Below are 15,263 nucleotides of genomic sequence, written 5' to 3'. Positions count from 1 at the left end.
AAAAACCTCGTCTCCAAAGCGGGTCATTTCACTGTTTGCTGCTGTTCCGAAACTGGTTGTTGCTCTGAACCGGGTTGCACTGACGGCTGCCCTGAGACGGGCGATGTATTGTCACCCGGCAATACCTGATTCACCAGCGGTAACTGTTTTTCCAAACCCGGCTGACTTTGCTGGAATGGAGCTTGCGATGGCTGCTTTAAGGCAAAAAACGGGTTGTAATTGCCCGATATCGTCGCAGTAACATACTGGGTCATCTCCGGCTTGTACAATGAGTAAAATACGATAGTCAGGTGGGCAGTTACGTCACCGGGAGCACCTTTTTGTGCCGTTGATATCTTGACCTCTCGAAATTCAGCCGGATTACCGTCATGCTCGATATCGTTCATCGCCTTGATGATATCCGGGAAGGCCCCCGTGACTTCAACTTTGATCGGCACGGCCATTAGATGTCCTTGATATACCTTTTCCACCGGGTCACCTGGTTGTATGGAATTTAGCGCTACATTGTCCCTCTTGCAGCAATCCGCTATTCTTTTTAACGTCTGGCCGGTGTCCACGCTGAAGGCAAATCTGTTGGATAAGACTTTAAACTTATCCTGCGCTTCTTTCAGCGCCGTTTCCTGCACCGGGATGTCATTCGCTTGATTTTCCTGAGCAACGTAACTCGTTTTTGTAGTGAGGTATTTTTGATAAGCGATCCCCGCCGCGCGAATGCCGGGAACCGCGAGATAAACCGTCAAAACAAGTAGAGCTGCTGTCCCACCCGCTTTATACAGTTTGGCCCGGTCTTCCAGGAGGTTTCTTAAAATGTCAGTTATCTGGTTTATCCGTATTTGACCTAACTGTATCTGCACTTAGAACAGGTCCCCCTTTCACGCCTACACTTAAAGCAAACTTATACGCGCCCAGAGTGTTGTCAGTTGTCACGGACACTATTTTCGGATTCGCCGTCCAAGGCAACTTGCTCAAGTTGTCCCGAAAGGCTGCGATTGTGTTCACCTCATTGGAGTATCCCTCAATTTTGAAACCGGCCGGAGCGGGCGGCAATGCAACAGCGTTGTGTTGCTCGTTACTTTGCCCGGTTGGCCGGGGTTGCGCGCTTTGGCTTTGCAGATCCAGCGTGGGTTGTCCTTGTTGATTCGGCACTCCCTGCTCGTTTTGATTCTGCCCTTGTTGATTCTGGACAGACTGTGTTTGTTGTCCCACCGTTTCCAGCGCGGTGAGCCAGCAGTCAGAGGGTATGGCGTAACGCAAATCGTCGAGCTCAAACACTGTGGGAAGCGGCGAGAATGATTCCAGCACGGCGTTCCACTGCTGGACAGTTTGCGTTTGTTTCATGATGGTGTCCGCTTGCGCCAGCGCCGGTCGTAAACCGATCATCTCACTTTCTATGGCCGTCGTCCGAGCAGACCACCAATTGCCCGCCGCCCAAGGACTGGTAACTAGACCGAGCCAAATCAACGCTGCGCCGGCAACTGTCAGCAAACTTTTCCTTGACGGCAGAACAGGTGTCTTGCTTAAGATAACCTTCCTCTTGCTTCCGGGCGAAAAATCAACACCCGGCTTTGCAAATGGGTACAGGGACATACCAACGGCTGCCGTATTTCCAGGAATATCTTCTCCAACAACCAGCACATCTGCCTTGTCAGTAAACTCCTGTTTGTAATGGGTAATGGTGCGCCGAATCTCGAATTCAATATTGTCTCCGGTTATCTCCCTGGCGAATTCAAGGCATTCCTTACCTGCAACTATTCTCGCCCCAAGATTAGGGATTTCCTCCAGCACGACCATCGCCGTGTCTGTATTCCCCGGGTGAAAATATCTCGCTCCCCGCCACAGTGCCAGCACCCGCATATCTATAACCGGCTTCTCGTTCAACCCGAACCGGTATACTTTGTTTGCTAATGCGCTGATCTGTTTTTGCGAAACCGCCGCCGCAATCACCAGCCAGCCTCCGAAAACGGTTTTTCCGGTCACACAATGTTTTAAATATATGTCTTCTTCAATGTCTTTGAATTGCCACTGAACGGTTCCCGGAATATCTTTTTCCCGGAGTTTTTCCGGCAACCGCAGCGCTTTGAGCATCGTTTCCCGGCCCGGCAAGGCGGTTACGGGAAGAAGATTCCTCGGCATTTTGAACCGGTCAGCCACCCGTTTAACCGTATCCATGAAAGCCATTCTTTCCTGAAAAACGATTTCCGGCTTGCCCCCACGCAGTTCCATGACTACAAAATCGTTCAACTCATAATCTATCCCGACACAAGCTTTCAACCGGTACCCCCCCTTTCTTCATTGCCAGTACTGCGGGTAATACACGATGCTGAATGTGGCCTCTTCTTCTCTGGTCACATTTCCGCACGCCCCTACAACATCTACTTTCACCGTCTCCGTGGCCGAACCGTCGGGATTGGGAACGGAACTGAGCTGCGCAACCGTAACGGATTTAATGATTACCCCCGGCACACTCGCATCCAGCGGACCTTCTATATCGGCACCGCTTGTCCACATGGGATACGTGGACAGCTTTTCCTTCGCCAGTTCCATGCCGCTGTCCGCGGCGCATCGGGCCTGGATAAACTGCCAGTTACGAAGCTCGTTTCTGGCCGACTGAGCGGCGAGGCTCGCCGCCGCCATGCTTATCGTAGTGACACACATCAATATAACGGTTACTATAAGCAAAGCCTGGCCCTTTTCGTTCCTCAATCCAAACCATCCCCTCTCTCAAGGCCCTGTCACCAACGAATATACTGTTGCGTTTGCCTGTATGTTTTTTCGCCCGTCGGTCGCGCCTATATTTATGGTCAGGATAATAGAGTTATTGGCGCCTGCTTGCACACTAAAGCTACCCGTTACGTTCTGCGCCACCACAGTTGATGTTCCGTTGGTGGTTTTGACCAGCTGACTTCCGGTAAAGGAAAACACGTTATTGCCAACGGTTACGGATTGTCCGCCGTTATTTATAGCAATGCTTTGCGCGTTCTGCGACCGCGCGTCCCGGATAATCCAGGACGCGGCATTCTGCAGCGCGCTATAGTTTTGATAGCTGGTAAAACTTTCTTTATATGATGTTCCGGCGTATTGGAATATTTCAAACCCGCTGATTATGATAATCGTACCGATAAACATTGCGACTATTACTTCGACCAGAGTCATGCCTTTTGTCTCAGTCATTAAGCCACTGAGATGAGCATTGCGACTACCTTTTTGAATCACTGTATGCACCTGCCAGTCATTGGTTAACTTGCTGATCAATAGACCGGTAAAAAATCAATTGCTTTTGCCGGCTTTTAGAGCCGGGAACCGGATAAGTCAAGGTAACGGTGACTTTCTTGACGTAACCGCCGGATTGGGTGGATACGTTCACGGTACAGATAAAACCGGGGTACTTGACCTCATCCACCGGCGCGGGCGCTCGGGAGACTACGTTATCAAACGGTTGCCCCATGATCAATTGCTCTTCCTGGAACGCCAGGTAGCCGGCAATAGCTCCGGCGTTGGCGACGCGGGCAGCCTGAACGGAACGTGCCATCACCGCGCTCAATAGAAAAGAGGCCGTGCCGAAAATAAACATGGCGGCGATAACAGTGATCAGCGTGTATCCGTGTTCATTAGTCTTCCTCAAGCGCCACAACGCGCATCATCTCCTCCGGCGTGGTCACTCCGGCGGCTACTTTCGCTTTCGCGTCTTCTATCAGTGGAACCATGCCTTCCTTTACCGCCGTCTGGCGAATTACGTCTGCAGGGGTGTTTTCATAGATAAGCTTCCTGAGCTGCCGCGTTATCGGCATCAGTTCCATCACCGCCGTCTGGCCTTTGTATCCCTTGTTGCACCGCGTGCAGCCTTTGCCACGCACAACTGTTTTTACAGCAGCCAAAATTTCCTGTGCCGGATGATCCGGAGGCAAAACATATGAAGTCGAGCATTTCAGGCAATTTATCCTGATCAATCGCTGTGCGATTACGCAGCGCAGGGTTGAAACCAGCAGGTAAGGCTCAACTCCCATCTCGATTAACCGCGACGGGGCAGAAGCCGCATCGTTGGTGTGTAGCGTACTAAGCACCAGGTGTCCGGTCATCGCCGCCCTGATCGACAAATGCGCCGTTTCCTCATCCCGGATTTCCCCAACCATGATGATATCCGGGTCATGCCGCAAAATAGACCGCAGGACCGGCGCGAAGTCCAGTCCCGCCTTGCGGTTGATTGCCGTCTGGGATATGCCGTCGATTTCGTATTCCGGCGGATCTTCCACCGTAACGATGTTTATGTCACGGCTAAAAATTTCCATAATGGCGGCGTAAAGAGTTGTAGTCTTGCCGCTGCCGGTAGGACCGGTCACAATGATCATCCCGCCCTTACCGGGTGCGTGCAGCATTTTCTTGAACAAAGTCAGGTTTCGCCCGGTGTAACCCAGGCTTTCCAGCCTGGGCGCGACCTTGGTTTTGTCAAGTATGCGCATGGTGATTTTTTCTCCATAAATGGTTGCCAGAGTAGCCACCCGCAATTCAATTTCACGCGGCGTCTTATGCCTGATCTGGCCATCCTGCGGGAGCCTTCTTTCTTCTATGGCCAGCCCGGCCATCACTTTTATCCTGGTCACCACCTGCTGGTGCATGCTCTTTGGAATCACGGTCACGTCGTGCAGTATGCCGTCAATCCGGTACCGAACGGTGCAATTGTTCTTACGTGGCTCGATGTGTATGTCGGTGGCGTCATCCAAAAGAGCACGTTCGATCAGTTCCTGCACCGCCCGGGCCGCAGGCCCGTCGGCATCATCATCGTCGTTTTCTTCAACTGTTTCATTTCCAGTGTCACCAAAACCGCCGTACCACTTGTGTATCGCCCGCTCTATATCTTCCGCCGGAGCTATTTCAGGTATGACTTCCACGTTTTTCAAAGCAAAACAAATTTCGTCAGTCACGGTGATATTAAAAGGGTCGGACATGGCCAGGTATATTTTATTTCTTTCCACCCGGACGGGGAAAACCCGGTGCTTTTTGATTATTTCCACCGGTATATCTACAGCCGGCGGGTCGTTCCAAAAACCCGGGCGGCACCTGTTGATATTGAATTGTATAGCAAGTGCCGCCGCTAGGTCCTCGGTTGAGATGATCCCGTTTTTTACCAGAATAGCTCCCAGTTTTTCTCCGGATTTCTTCTGCTCTTCCAAAGCTTTTACGACGTCTTCTTTTTTAGCCAGTCCCTTTTTAATCAATAGTTCGCCCAGCAGGGCCATCTGTTTGTATACGGCCATTTCAAAATATGCCCCTTTCAGTGAATAGCCTGGTAAATAGAAAATATCGGAGTGTACACGGCGATCAGAATGAACAGAACTATCCCCCCGACGACAATGATCAAGGAGGCTTCGGCAATGGTTGGTATCTTCTGCATCATCATTTCCATTTCCACCTCAAACAGAGCGGCGGCGTGGTTGAGCATTTTGTCCAGCCGGCCGGAGTTCTCACCCACCGCAATCATCTTCAGGCTTATCGATGGAAGCCACCTGGACTTTTTCAACGCGTCACAGAGACGCTGGCCTTCTCTGACACCCTCCTGGGCCATCTGGATTTCTCTTTTGAAAGATGTGAAACCCGATACTCTGGCGGTGACGGCAAGCGCACTTGTTACCGGGACGCCAACGCGGATCATCAGACTCAGAGTACGGCAAACGCGAGCCGCCGCCGCCCTGGTCATTAGACGGCCAATTACCGGTATACGCACGAAAACCTGTTCCATATAGTACCTGAACTTTTCGTCCTGCCACATTTTTTTAAAGATTAATGCGAAAATAAAGAAACAAGCGATCGCCGCCGGCAGGATGAGGTTGAACCTCGCCGACAGAAAAAGCAGCAACCGAGTGCTGGCGGGAAGGGGAACGTTTTCACTGGTTAAGAAGTCGGCGAATTTGGGTACAACGAAGGTGAACAGCACCAGCACTTCCAGCATTGACAGCCCGGTGACAATCGCCGGGTACGCCGTCGCCTGGCGCATGCGCCCCCAGAACCGTGCTTCCCCGGCAAAGTGTTCGGCCAAGTCGTTCATCGCATCATCCAAAGCGCCCGTCTCTTCGGCAGCCGCCACCATACTGCAGAAAACCGGCGGGAAGATGTTGGAATGCTTTTGAAACGCGCCGGACAGCGATAGGCCGTCACGAATATTGTCAGCTATATCGAGAAGAGCGCTTTTGAAAAACTTCTTGTCCGTTTGGTCAGCTATGGCGTTTAGCGATTCCAGCATGGTTACCCCGGCCGCTATGAGCGCATGCATTTGACGGCAGAAAAATTCCAGTTCCCGGCTGTTGACTTTCTGCTTAAACTGTAAAAACGTTAATGCGGGACTGGACGCAGGATTAACCCGCAGGATCATGATCCGGTCTTCACCAAATTTCCGTTTAACCTGGTTGACGGCTTCAGTTTCGTTGTACGCCTGTACGGTGATATCCCTCGTCTCAGAGTCGATGTATCCGGTTACGGTATAAAGCAATAGCAACACCTTCCTTTTGGGTTTCAAAAAAAAGGCCCTCCTTTAATGGAGAGCCTTGTGTTTACTGGTTGGACTTTTCCGTTGTGCCGGCCGTGCCGTCGGCAATATTTGCCGGAGTACTACCCTGCTGTGGGGAATAGTTGCTGGATACGAAAATATCATCCGTACCACCAGCTGTTTTGTCCGGGCCGGCCGAAACCATGCTGTAGCCGATAACGTTGCCGGCAGCATCCGTAAAGGGTGTGTAGACGTAGGCATCGCCCCACGGGTCGGTTATGCCGCCGGAATCGTTTGTCCACTGCACGCCGCCGGTCTGCATCACCATCGCAATGTCCGCGCCGGGACCGAGCTGGGTTACGGATGTGGGGTTCGTCGGTGCGCCGGTGCCGCCATCGGTTGGGCTGCCCGTGGTCGGGTAGTGTCCCTGGCCGTTCGACACGCAATATGCTTCGATGACGGAGCGCATTGTACCCATGTCCCCTTCCGCCCGACTCACCCTGGCCTGCTGCGTATATGGCAGGAGCTTTGGTATCATGACTGCAGCCAAGATGGCCAGAATAACCACCACTACAATCAGCTCAACCAGGGTGAAGCCTTTTTGATTTTGCAAAAGTTTTTTTAATTGTTTGATCATGTAAACAAATCACTCCAAGATATTTGATCATTATGGCATGGTCGCGCCGTTTGATGTTTCGCCGGCTCCCGCCGTCCCCCCGGAGCCGGTCAGTGTAGTGGGCACGGTCCCTAACGTCGGCGAATAAATATCAGATTCATACAAGGCAGTATTCGAACCACTCTTCTTTGTTTGTCCCGCTGACTGTATGCTCCAACCAATAACATTGCCGTTACCATCCGTGTAAGGAATGTACTCATACGGATCATTCCACGGGTCGGTTATGCCACCAGAAGCACCTGTCCACTGAACACCACCAGATTGAAGCACAACCGAAATGTCCATACCCGGTCCCATTACCGTGCTTGACGAATACGTACCGGGCGTTCCTGTCTTCGGATAATACCCCTGTCCGTATTCGGCGGCATATGACTCGATGATTGTTTTCATCGTTGCCATGTCCCCTTCCGCCCGACTCACTCTGGCCTGCTGAGTATATGGCAGGAGCTTTGGTATCATGACTGCCGCCAGGATAGCCAGAATAACCACCACTACAATCAGCTCAACCAGGGTAAAGCCGAGCTGATTCTTGTATGTTCTCCTAAAAAGGTTTGCCAGTCTCCAGAACATTATCGGCAACACTCCTCCTGATTTCGTTTCAACAAAGCCAAATCGCCTGCACTGGTCATTTCTATAGGCCTCCTTTTCGACCATAATTCTGCAGGCGATTTTGCTCTATCAAAAAAAGACGCTCTTGTGAGAAGAACGCCCTTTGCTAAGCATTAACCCTTTTTGAACAGCTTTTTCAGGTATTCGATAAACCTGCCGGAGCGGGTTATTGAGTGGCCCCCGACGCCGGTTACGTTGATGAGCGTTTGGGCCAGATTTGAGACGGAGATAGAATATTTGTCTTGTGAATCGAGCGCCACCGCCGGTACGCCTTTCCTGACCGCTTTTTGTGTAAAAGTACAATATGGCAACTCTGCCGCCAGCGGCAAATTAAGTTCGCGCAGGATTGCGCTTGTACCGATGTCGGCGTTTTCTTTTTTATGGTTGTTGATTACCAACTGTACCCGGTCGAAACCGCCAAACACCTGGCCCATCTCGCCGCGCCGGTCTCTTATTAGATTAACGGTGTCTTGGTTGCGATCGGTAACCACTATAATGTCTGTGGCTGCGTTCGCGGCCAATATGGACATTTCACTATCCAGGTCTATGCCCATGTCGATAAACACAAAATGGAAATGCCTCTGTAAAAGGTCTAAACATAATTTAAAAATGCCCTCATTATAGCGGACTTTTTCGTACCCCGTTTCAGGGGACACCACGAAGTATACGTTGGTCGGTTCATGATAGTTCATAGCCTCCAACACTGCGCCCAGGGAGGAGTTTGGATGCAGGTGGGCAAAACCGGCCAGGCTGCGCGGGACCTTGTCCGAATCTTTTGAGTCAAAGCCGAATTTGTATTTGAGGTTGCCGACGGAATTGTTGTCAATCACGGCAACACGCAATTCCTTGCCGGTTTCTTCTTCTGTTTCCCGTGCCCAGATTCCTGTAGCGGCGGCAAGGTTCGCCACAGTTGTGGTTTTGCCGACGCCACCTTTGTAGCTGAAGACTAAGGGTATCGTCCTGGTGAGTATGTCCACCCGTTTTTGCACAATGGTTACCTTCTCGCCGCCCTCCACATACCGGAATCCGGTGGGAGAGATTCGTTCCAATGCCATTTCCATATCTCGGACCGCTTTTTGAAGATCCGGTGATAAAATTACCACTCCGGCTTCCGTAAGGTCGTCCCACACGCTTTTTCTTACCCGCCCGGCAACGAAGAAATGGGCGTTTTTCCTGGCTGCCGCCAAGCGCACTAGGTTTTCCGTCCATTCGGCGACGGCCGGCATTAATACGCCGGCCGCCCCGGTGCTTTCCAGTAAAGCAATCAGGTCGTTCACCGTCGCGGCTATGCCTGACACGGGCACTTTAGAGCCCTTGAAGGCTGCACGGGCCGCGGCAGTAAATTCCTTATCTCCGCAAAGAATTATCATGCGATCATCCCCTTAAATCCCCAGCACATTTCTGATGGCGCTGGTCAATTCCCCGGCGAAGGTATCCAGCGATACACTTCTGCCGCCACCGCAAGGCGCTTCGCCGTTCCTTTGCGCACGGGCAATAGCTTTTTCTTCGTCCAGACTGCCGGGAAGCTCCAAAACCTGTACTCCCTGTAACAGGTCTTCATATTCCCCGAGGTACACTTCCATTCCGTTGCCTATGCCGGACATGGCCGCGCTGACCACCAAGATGTCCGGTTTAAATCCGGCCCGGAGCATTTTTCCGGTTAGTTCAAAGGCTATTTCCGAACGGTCGGTGACCATCACCAGGCATCCTGCGGCTTCAATCAGTGTGTCGGCAGCTCCTACAGGGACGGAAGACGATATGTCTAATAGGGCCACCCGGTGGTCGTTAAGCGGCGGGCGTTCTTTAGCCAGTTCCCAGAATACGTAGCTTTCCCGCATGGATTCCGGATCGCGCCCGTAGTAGCAATAGGCCGAAGGAAGCCTATTTTCCCCCGCAATCTCCAGGTGCAGGGATTCGTCCATGGTATCGCAAGCCATCGCCGCCACGGTGGATGTCCCCACTCCGCCTTTAACACCGACAAAGACAGCCGCTGAAATGAGCCCGGTCGTATCTGGTATCTGAATGTTGGAGTTAAAAACATGTTCCGGTGAAGGGGTTTCGCGAAAAGCCGGCTCTTTATATGCAGTGAAGTTCTCTTCACATGTTTCATCAAGGTCAATCAAATAATTGTTATCGTTGTCCAAAACAATTTCGTAGTCATCCGCGCAAAGCACGTCCCGGAATTTTTGTACGATTTCTTTGATGCTGATTCTAACCCCGCTGATTATGTTTTCATTTGCGAACCCTTTTTCTTTCGCATAGTCAATCAAAGCTGTGTCCCTGGCCATAACTAAACAAGGGATCTCCTTCTCAGTAATTTTATTCAGCCATTCCCGCACGTTCTTAACGCCTACACCGGCTGAGAGTGAGCGGGCGACCAAAAACGCCGCTTCGCAATCATCTGTCATTTCGCCGGAAAATTTCACTCCATTTGGCAGCATGGATAAAATGCGGTCTTCAATTTCCTTATTGCCTAAAGTGCTGAATACTAGCATTAAGCATCTCTCCTTTTAAACAAGCCGTTAAACAGCCCGGATTTTTTTTCTTGTAAATCGGTAAAGCCGAATTCTTTGGCAAACATCGCTTTCAGTTCAGCAGATACTTTCGAGTTGACGAACAAAGGCAGAGTTTTTTTCTTTTCAGCCATGAGACGCGCCTTCCTGTCTTCATGTACGACGTGGTAATTCCGGAATCCGAATTGACGTGCCAGGTCCACTGGTTTCAGGCTCTTATCGTTATCGTCCAGTCCCACCCGGTTGACCGCCAGGATCATCTGGCTGCCCGCCGCCAGCTGCCGGGCGTTGCTGTACATCTGCGAAAACCGGGATTGTACTTTTAATGTTAATGTGCCGATGAAAAATATTTTATCGGCATGGGACAGGGCGGACGCGATGTGCGGCAGCTCAATATCGTTAGATGTGTCCACCACTACGTTGAATCTTTTGGCAAGGGCGTACAGCGCCGCCGTTATCTTTTCCGGGTCACGGGTATCGCCGCGAAGCAGGACGTGCAGGTTTTTCACTTCCGGGTGCTCGTGTTCTTCCGCCATAGCCAGTATATCTTCTTCCGTGCCGTCCCAATGGGCCAAGGTTCGCCTGGGCGGACCGAACATTTCCCGCATACGCAACATTTCCCAGGTGCCGGAATTCACCGAATCCATATCAACCAGGACGGTCGGCAGTCCCTGGTCGGCCAACCAGGCAGCCATATTTGACGCCGTGAACGTTTTGCCCACGTTGGTGCCGGGGGAGTATGAGATGTACAGTTTTTCAATTATTCCCGTCGGCATGTGGAACTTCATCTCCCTGGACGGGAGTGGTCCGGCGGTTTCATGCTTTTTAATACGCTCCGGAATAACTGGTTCATCGTAGATCTGCCTGGAAACGCTTTCGGTCGTCCAGTCTTGCTCAGGGACGGCGGTTTTTTCCATCGCCCGGAGGGATTCTCTGATAACGGGAGTATCCTGTTTGTCCTTGGCTAGTTTTTGCGGTAAATCATCGGACAAAACGGTTGGCAGATCTGATATATTTACGAGATTGATCTCCAAACCCATTGCTGCCACTGATAACGGTGTTCTCTTGGCTACCAGCAATACCGGCTTATCGCGAATTATCATGCCGTTTCGCAATAGTTCCGGCGTAAAGGCCACCACTGCGTCGGCTTCTACCGGATCATCTACCGGTATATGGCCCGGAGGCAGTATATACGGTTTGTCGGTATAGATTTTCAAAGCGGATCTCCTTTCGTTTTATTTCACAAAAAGGCCTATTTATGGGAGCGTTCTCCCTACACTAAGAATTTAAGCGCGTCGTCCACTTCCTCCACGCACCCCGTAGCGCCGGCGTTGATTAATTCAAGCCTATAGGGCCCAACTCCCACAACGGGGACAATTACTCCCGCTGTACGCAGGGATTTTACGCACCGCTCCGCGTCCTTCACCCGGGAGGATATGAGAATCATATCCACTGTTTTAGCCCGTTTTCTCATTTCAGCTATACCCTTACAATTGGACATGCTGATTTTTTCCGATTGCCACGTTCCGCCGTAGGCAAGCGCGGCTACTGTTTTCTTTCGCCCACCAGTTGGGATGGGAGTCCTGGCTTCTTCCGGCTGGTCCATTTCCTGCCTTTCTTCCAGTTGCACCGGTCCCATCCCGGTCACTTCATCGCAATTCTTCTGCAGTGCCACCGTAAACATGTACGGGCGTTCCCCGGGCAATCCGCCTTTCACAAAGTTTCTTAAGCCCAGTCCCTCAGCTTTTTTCATGTACGCCCGGGAGCGTTCGTTAATGCTCCAAACAAGCAGGACGATATGTGCTTTGTCGAACCTCTTTTTTACTTTTTCCAGGAGTTTGAACGAGTCCATGCCAGGCAGGTTTCTGGAGAGAACGAGCACATCCGGCACAGATTCTTTGATTAGTTGCCCTGCGTCCGGACAGGTGTCAAATTTCCATTCCCTGCTGTCGTTATAGGGTTCGATTGTTAAGATGTTTGCCAGGATTTCTTCCGCAAGGTTTTGTTCCACGGCCAAGAGGACTTTCTTCAAGTCGGCATCACACCCCTAAATGAAAAATCTTAAATACCAGTCAATTGCCTGCTGCCCCCAAATCGCCGCCGCCATCATCCCCGTGGCCAAATACGGCCCGAAAACCATGGCGTCTTTCCTGCTTTTTCTTCGGGCTACAAGCAGCGCGGTTCCGGCTATGCCGCCGAGCAAAAACGCTGCTGCAACGGCCAGGGCATTCCCCGGCCAACCCAGGTACAGTCCGGCAGCGAAGGTCAGCTTAATATCCCCGCCACCCACGCCCCCCTTCGTAATTACGGCCAGCAAGTATATGAGCGCCGCCGGGATAAACGCGCCTAAGACTACAGGCAGAAAACCGGCATTTGTTGCTATATCCAGGACAATGCCCGATATAACCGTAAAAACTATCACTCTGTCCGGGATGACCATGTGCTCCAAATCGGTAAAAGTGACTATAACCAACACACATGCCAGGAGCAGGTATTTCAGCAAATCAAAGCTCAGCCCGAAGCGAAAGAACAGCCCGGCAAAAATCGCTCCTGTCAATAGCTCCACCAGCGGGTACCGCGGGCTTATTTTCGTCCCGCATTGCCGGCACCGGCCCCTCAGCCATATATAGCTAAGCACCGGTACAAGTTCTTCCGGAGCAAGCCGGTGCCCGCATGCCGGACAGTGTGAACCGGGAAAAACAATCGATTCTTTGCGCGGTATTCGGTAGATGGCCACATTTAAAAAACTGCCAATAACCAAGCCCAGTAGTATGAAGATAATGACCAGAAAAACCACCTCACAAAAATGAGAAAAGCCGGGCGTCAAAACCCGGCCTACTTAACCCTCACCAGGTGCACCCCTGGCTGCTTTGCGTTCGTGACAATTTCCTGCGCCTTTTCTGCCGGCACCATCAGTGTCGCCGCCGCAGGCACCTTATTCGCGCCGTTCTTGATCACGTCCGCGACCCCACTGTCGCTGCCCACTGTAACGTAATTTCCACCGGAATCAAGTACGCCCAGGACTTCCACATCGCCCACCAACCTATTTGCCGGTTGGTTATTGTTCCCGCCGGCTGTATAAACGTCCACCATGTCCCCGGCGGTAGCATCACCGGAAGAGGCCAGCGTCACCGGAACGGTCACGCTAACCCATCCCGGTTTGAGGCTTTCCGGCGTTTGAGAAATCTCGTTCTGGTAGATTAAATTACCCGGCATGACTTTGGTCAGCAGCGATTTACCCACCACATCCTTAGCCAAACCGTCCAGAGAAGTAGGGTGTACCTGAACTTCTTCCACCTGGTTTTGCTGCACCGGCGTCCGGGCTGGAATCAACCCGACCGCCCTATAAGCGGTAACGGTTTTCGACGCCTGGACGTATTTGGCGTTACTTGCGCGGACGATGACCAGGGTAACTATTAATGCTATAACGAGAGAAATCAATATGGCGAACAACTTTTTTCTTTCCAATCCCTTTCAACTCCTTCGACAATAAATGCCCCGTGCCGCAATGGTTTCCTGAACTTTACATCATAGACGAAAGGAGGTCTCGGAAAAAAACATCCTTTTTCCCAGAACGCCTTTCCCTCGACCGCCTTTTCCCTAATCAGTTTTTTGACCGCTCCCGGCACGGACGTGGCGGTTTCCCAAAGGTATAGCCCGGGCCGGGTCTCGCTGATCAACAGCAAATCTCTTTCCACGCCGGTTCGCTGTTTACTCACATCCTCGCCGGGGCGGTATTTGATATGGACTTCGTATGTCCTGCCCCAGCGCCCGGTAATTTTATTACGGACCAGCAGCTTTGCCCAGACCCTGTTTACCGTTACCAGGCATACATATTCATACTTTATGGCCCGCCGGGCTTCCCGAAAGGAATAAAAAAAGAGCGCGCCCAGAAAAAGCTCGGCGCACGACAGTATCCAACTGCCAGTTATCGAAGCAATCGCCGCGTTTGCCATAAACAGCCACATCACGGCATCCCTGCCTTTGGCGCCCAAATGCGCACCCCCCTTACGGCGATGGAGCGCAGTAATAAACCTGCACCGGTGACGTCCCTGTAATCACGTTCTCCAAGTAATGGCTTACACCGCCAGCCTTCACCTGCATAGGGAGGTTTATCGCGCCCGAAAAAAGACCGATATCAACCGCTTGGTTAAAAGGATAGCTAATTCTGACGGACACAGGCTGGCCGTAGGGAACCGGCCCGCCGGAAGGGTTGACCGTAACGGTTAATTCGCCCGGTTTGAAATTGCTCTGAGTGCAAAAGTCGCGCAATTGTTCGTTCAATATATTGGTGTAACCACCGTACTGGGCCATGCCGTCAGCTATAAGGTTGGCTTCGGACTGCAACTGGAACCACTTGACCATACCTACATACAAGACCAGGCAGCTAAAAAAACAAAATAAGAAAAGTATCAATATGCCGACAAAAGAGACCAATTTGTCAAGCACACTATTCCCCCTTAATGGGGCACGGAAAGACCATGCCCCAAGATAAATACGGCTACTGCTACGAAATCGTGAACTTACTTTTAATCTGGTTAAGCATGGAATTTAGGAAATCCGGGAAGAATGACTCCAGTATTTGATATGCGCCCCATATCAACATGACAGACACAAATGTTAACCCGACAATCGTTGCAAATGTTTGCAGATTTCCTTCTTCGTTGTGAATTCTGTCCACTAAGCGGTCAACTTGACTGGCTAACTTAACCTTGATATTTCCCAGCACATTGTTACCTCCCTTCCTACATATTGAATGAACCTAAAATGAAATTAAGTACCCTGCCAATAAAGGGCAAGGTATAAGGCGCCAGCACGATACCCAAAAATATAAACAGGATAATTATTACAAAAACCATACCCAAATCCCACGCTAATTTTCGGATATTGCCATCTTGGTTTTTCAGATTCTCCACATCAGGTTTCCCCCCTATTAGTCAAATTTTATTTTGTTGCGCGCCCACAGAAAAAGCCCGGAGTTCGGGCT

Annotated in this window: 19 protein-coding genes; all 19 read right to left on the bottom strand. The window is 51.2% G+C overall.

Annotated elements, in window-relative coordinates:
* Nucleotides 1-23: 23 nt before the first annotated feature.
* Nucleotides 24-854, bottom strand: coding sequence for a type 4a pilus biogenesis protein PilO (pilO, locus tag Psch_RS17235; RefSeq protein WP_190259064.1), 831 nt, complete (start codon nt 852-854; stop codon nt 24-26).
* Nucleotides 811-2,271 carry a PilN domain-containing protein gene (locus tag Psch_RS17230; RefSeq protein ID WP_190259063.1) on the bottom strand — a complete coding sequence of 487 codons (1,461 nt, stop codon included), beginning with the start codon at nt 2,269-2,271 and terminating at the stop codon, nt 811-813. The genes pilO and Psch_RS17230 overlap by 44 nt, the downstream gene beginning before the upstream one ends.
* A gap of 18 nt (nt 2,272-2,289) precedes the next feature.
* Nucleotides 2,290-2,703, bottom strand: coding sequence for a hypothetical protein (locus tag Psch_RS17225; protein ID WP_190259062.1), 414 nt, complete (start codon nt 2,701-2,703; stop codon nt 2,290-2,292).
* Between the two features lie 18 nt (nt 2,704-2,721).
* The gene (locus Psch_RS17220) at nt 2,722-3,213 is read right to left on the bottom strand and encodes a prepilin-type N-terminal cleavage/methylation domain-containing protein (protein WP_190259061.1); all 492 of its coding nucleotides are present in this window, start codon (nt 3,211-3,213) and stop codon (nt 2,722-2,724) included.
* 16 nt (nt 3,214-3,229) lie between these two features.
* Complete coding sequence (locus Psch_RS17215; protein ID WP_190259060.1) at nt 3,230-3,631, bottom strand: type IV pilus modification PilV family protein; 402 nt, start codon at nt 3,629-3,631, stop codon at nt 3,230-3,232.
* Nucleotides 3,609-5,252: a GspE/PulE family protein gene (locus Psch_RS17210; protein ID WP_190259059.1), complete on the bottom strand. Its 1,644-nt coding sequence runs from the start codon at nt 5,250-5,252 to the stop codon at nt 3,609-3,611. Before Psch_RS17210 ends, Psch_RS17215 begins: the two co-directional genes overlap by 23 nt.
* Before the next feature lie 17 nt (nt 5,253-5,269).
* Nucleotides 5,270-6,508, bottom strand: coding sequence for a type II secretion system F family protein (locus Psch_RS17205; RefSeq protein ID WP_190259058.1), 1,239 nt, complete (start codon nt 6,506-6,508; stop codon nt 5,270-5,272).
* Between the two features lie 34 nt (nt 6,509-6,542).
* A complete protein-coding gene (locus Psch_RS17200) occupies nt 6,543-7,115 on the bottom strand; it encodes a prepilin-type N-terminal cleavage/methylation domain-containing protein (protein WP_190259057.1) in 573 nt (190 codons plus the stop codon).
* A 30-nt stretch (nt 7,116-7,145) separates the two neighbouring features.
* Nucleotides 7,146-7,724, bottom strand: coding sequence for a prepilin-type N-terminal cleavage/methylation domain-containing protein (locus Psch_RS17195; protein ID WP_190259056.1), 579 nt, complete (start codon nt 7,722-7,724; stop codon nt 7,146-7,148).
* Nucleotides 7,725-7,876: 152 nt separating this feature from the next.
* Entirely contained in the window at nt 7,877-9,133 is a 1,257-nt protein-coding gene (locus Psch_RS17190; protein WP_190259055.1) for a CpaE/TadZ family protein, read from the bottom strand.
* A 12-nt stretch (nt 9,134-9,145) separates the two neighbouring features.
* On the bottom strand, nt 9,146-10,258 hold the full coding sequence (locus Psch_RS17185; RefSeq protein ID WP_190259054.1) for a hypothetical protein: 1,113 nt from the start codon (nt 10,256-10,258) through the stop codon (nt 9,146-9,148).
* Nucleotides 10,258-11,493, bottom strand: a complete 1,236-nt coding sequence (locus Psch_RS17180) for a nucleotide-binding protein (RefSeq protein WP_190259053.1) — start codon at nt 11,491-11,493, stop codon at nt 10,258-10,260. Before Psch_RS17180 ends, Psch_RS17185 begins: the two co-directional genes overlap by 1 nt.
* A gap of 56 nt (nt 11,494-11,549) precedes the next feature.
* Entirely contained in the window at nt 11,550-12,308 is a 759-nt protein-coding gene (locus Psch_RS17175; RefSeq protein ID WP_190259052.1) for a response regulator transcription factor, read from the bottom strand.
* 15 nt (nt 12,309-12,323) lie between these two features.
* The gene (locus Psch_RS17170) at nt 12,324-13,073 is read right to left on the bottom strand and encodes a prepilin peptidase (protein ID WP_190259341.1); all 750 of its coding nucleotides are present in this window, start codon (nt 13,071-13,073) and stop codon (nt 12,324-12,326) included.
* Nucleotides 13,074-13,111: 38 nt separating this feature from the next.
* Nucleotides 13,112-13,744 (bottom strand): CpaB family protein, encoded by a 633-nt coding sequence (locus Psch_RS17165; RefSeq protein WP_190259051.1) that lies wholly within the window; start codon nt 13,742-13,744, stop codon nt 13,112-13,114.
* Complete coding sequence (locus Psch_RS17160) at nt 13,714-14,271, bottom strand: hypothetical protein (RefSeq protein ID WP_190259050.1); 558 nt, start codon at nt 14,269-14,271, stop codon at nt 13,714-13,716. The genes Psch_RS17165 and Psch_RS17160 overlap by 31 nt, the downstream gene beginning before the upstream one ends.
* A gap of 13 nt (nt 14,272-14,284) precedes the next feature.
* Complete coding sequence (locus Psch_RS17155; RefSeq protein WP_190259049.1) at nt 14,285-14,725, bottom strand: hypothetical protein; 441 nt, start codon at nt 14,723-14,725, stop codon at nt 14,285-14,287.
* Between the two features lie 58 nt (nt 14,726-14,783).
* A complete protein-coding gene (locus Psch_RS17150; RefSeq protein ID WP_190259048.1) occupies nt 14,784-15,005 on the bottom strand; it encodes a hypothetical protein in 222 nt (73 codons plus the stop codon).
* 16 nt (nt 15,006-15,021) lie between these two features.
* Complete coding sequence (locus tag Psch_RS17145; protein WP_190259047.1) at nt 15,022-15,192, bottom strand: hypothetical protein; 171 nt, start codon at nt 15,190-15,192, stop codon at nt 15,022-15,024.
* Between the last annotated feature and the right edge of the window lie 71 nt (nt 15,193-15,263).

Origin of the sequence: Pelotomaculum schinkii, assembly GCF_004369205.1 — a bacterium.
GTDB classification, from domain to species: Bacteria; Bacillota; Desulfotomaculia; order Desulfotomaculales; family Pelotomaculaceae; genus Pelotomaculum_C; species Pelotomaculum_C schinkii.
This window is presented reverse-complemented; position numbering and strand designations above follow the sequence as displayed.

Bases quoted from the DNA above. Each gene is read 5' to 3' on its own strand.
- Psch_RS17200 (WP_190259057.1), bottom strand. From the start codon at position 7,115: ATGATCAAACAATTAAAAAAACTTTTGCAAAATCAAAAAGGCTTCACC.
- Psch_RS17185 (WP_190259054.1), bottom strand. From the start codon at position 10,258: ATGCTAGTATTCAGCACTTTAGGCAATAAGGAAATTGAAGACCGCATT.
- Psch_RS17210 (WP_190259059.1), bottom strand. From the start codon at position 5,252: ATGGCCGTATACAAACAGATGGCCCTGCTGGGCGAACTATTGATTAAA.
- Psch_RS17195 (WP_190259056.1), bottom strand. From the start codon at position 7,724: ATGTTCTGGAGACTGGCAAACCTTTTTAGGAGAACATACAAGAATCAG.
- Psch_RS17190 (WP_190259055.1), bottom strand. From the start codon at position 9,133: ATGATAATTCTTTGCGGAGATAAGGAATTTACTGCCGCGGCCCGTGCA.